Origin of the sequence: Nonomuraea mesophila, from assembly GCF_004352805.1 — a bacterium.
In the GTDB taxonomy this organism is placed as follows: Bacteria; Actinomycetota; Actinomycetes; order Streptosporangiales; family Streptosporangiaceae; genus Nonomuraea; species Nonomuraea longispora.
The window spans coordinates 1-1,583 of sequence record NZ_SMLD01000366.1; the positions used below are offsets into that span (position 1 = coordinate 1).

A 1,583-nucleotide genomic window follows, 5' to 3' on the forward strand; every position below is an offset into this window, starting at 1 on the left:
GGGTCGCTGGGGTTGGGCCACTGGGGCCGGTCGCTGGGGTTGGGTCGCTGGGGTCGGTCACCGGAGCGGCTCGCTGCCGTCGCGGCCGTGCGGTGGCGGCGGATGGCGTCGCCGGCCGACGCGCGTCGATCATGTAACACGCCCACACATCCGGATTTATCCCGTTAAGGTGCATGAGGTCCGTCCCAGCCGTCACAGGAGTCGTCCCCGATGCCGAACGCCGAGCCGCTGCGCCCAGACGATCCTGAGGCGATCGCGGCCTACCGGCTCGTCGGGCGGCTCGGCGAGGGCGGTCAGGGCGTCGTCTACCTCGGGCAGGCCCCCGACGGCCGGCCGGTGGCCGTCAAGGTGCTGCGGCAGTCCGTCGCCGGTGGCAACGGCTTCGCCAAGGAAATCGCCGCCGCCCGGCGCGTGGAGCCGTTCTGCATCGCGCAGGTGCTCGACGCGTCGATGAGCGGGCGTCCGTACATCGTCAGCGAGTACGTCGAAGGCCCCTCACTGCAGGAGGCGGGCCCCCATCGCGGCGCCGACCTGCAGCGCCTGGCCGTCAGCACCGCCACGGCGCTGGCCGCCATCCACGAGGCCGGGGTCGTGCACCGCGACTTCAAACCCTCCAACGTGCTGCTCGGACGGGACGGGCCGCGCGTCGTCGACTTCGGCATCGCCCGCCTCGCCGACTCCGCGGTCACCGTCACCAGCAGCGTGGTCGGAACGCCCGCGTACATGGCCCCCGAGCAGCTCGCGGGCGCGTACGTCGGCCCGGCGGCGGACGTCTTCGCCTGGGCGTCGGTCATGGTGTTCGCGGGGACGGGCACGCCGCCGTTCGGGGAGGACTCGCTGCCCGCGGTCATCAACCGGGTGCTCAACCAGGAACCCTTCCTCGGCGACCTGCCGGTGCCGCTGCGCCAGGTCGTCCACGCCTGCCTGGCGAAGGACCCGGACGCCCGCCCGCGGATGCGGGACGTCCTGCTGCACCTGCTCGGCGGCTCACGGCCGCACCCGGCCGGAGCGCAACCCCCGCCGCCGGAGACCGCACCCGGTCATCCGCCCGGCGCGCCCGATTCGCCCGGTGCCCAGCACGGTGCTGGTCGCTCGCACGGCACCGGTCACCCGTACGGTGCCGGTCACCCGCATGGCGCCGGTCACCCGTACGGTGCCGGTCACCCGCACGGCACCGGTCACCCGCACGGTGCCGGTCACCCGCACGGTGCCGGTCCTTCGCACGGTGCCGGTCACTCGCACGGCGCCGGTCCTTCGCACGGTGCCGGGCATCCGTACGGCGCCGGTCACTCGCACGGCGTGCCCGGCCACGCGCCCGATTCGGCCGGTGGCCGGCACGGCGCGCCCGGTCACCCGCCGTCCTCCGGCCCCCAGCCGGGCGGGCCTGGCTCTCCGGCGGCGGGTGGTGATTCGCGTCGCACGCTTCCGCCGCGCCGTACGAGAGCGCGGGTGCCGCTGGTCGCCGCCGTTTCCGGGGCGGTCGCCGTGTGCCTGGCGGCCGGCGTCGTCGTGTGGAACGCCTCCACGGACAAGAGTCCCGCCCCGCCGGTGCTGGCCGCCGGCTCCAGCGAGCCGTCCCCCTC

General features: G+C 75.2%; 1 protein-coding gene. It reads left to right on the forward strand.

What is annotated here, in order from left to right; genetic code table 11:
* Positions 1-210: 210 nt before the first annotated feature.
* Positions 211-1,583 (forward strand): serine/threonine-protein kinase (locus tag E1295_RS48050; RefSeq protein ID WP_132642071.1); only part of this gene is annotated, 1,373 nt, incomplete at its 3' end.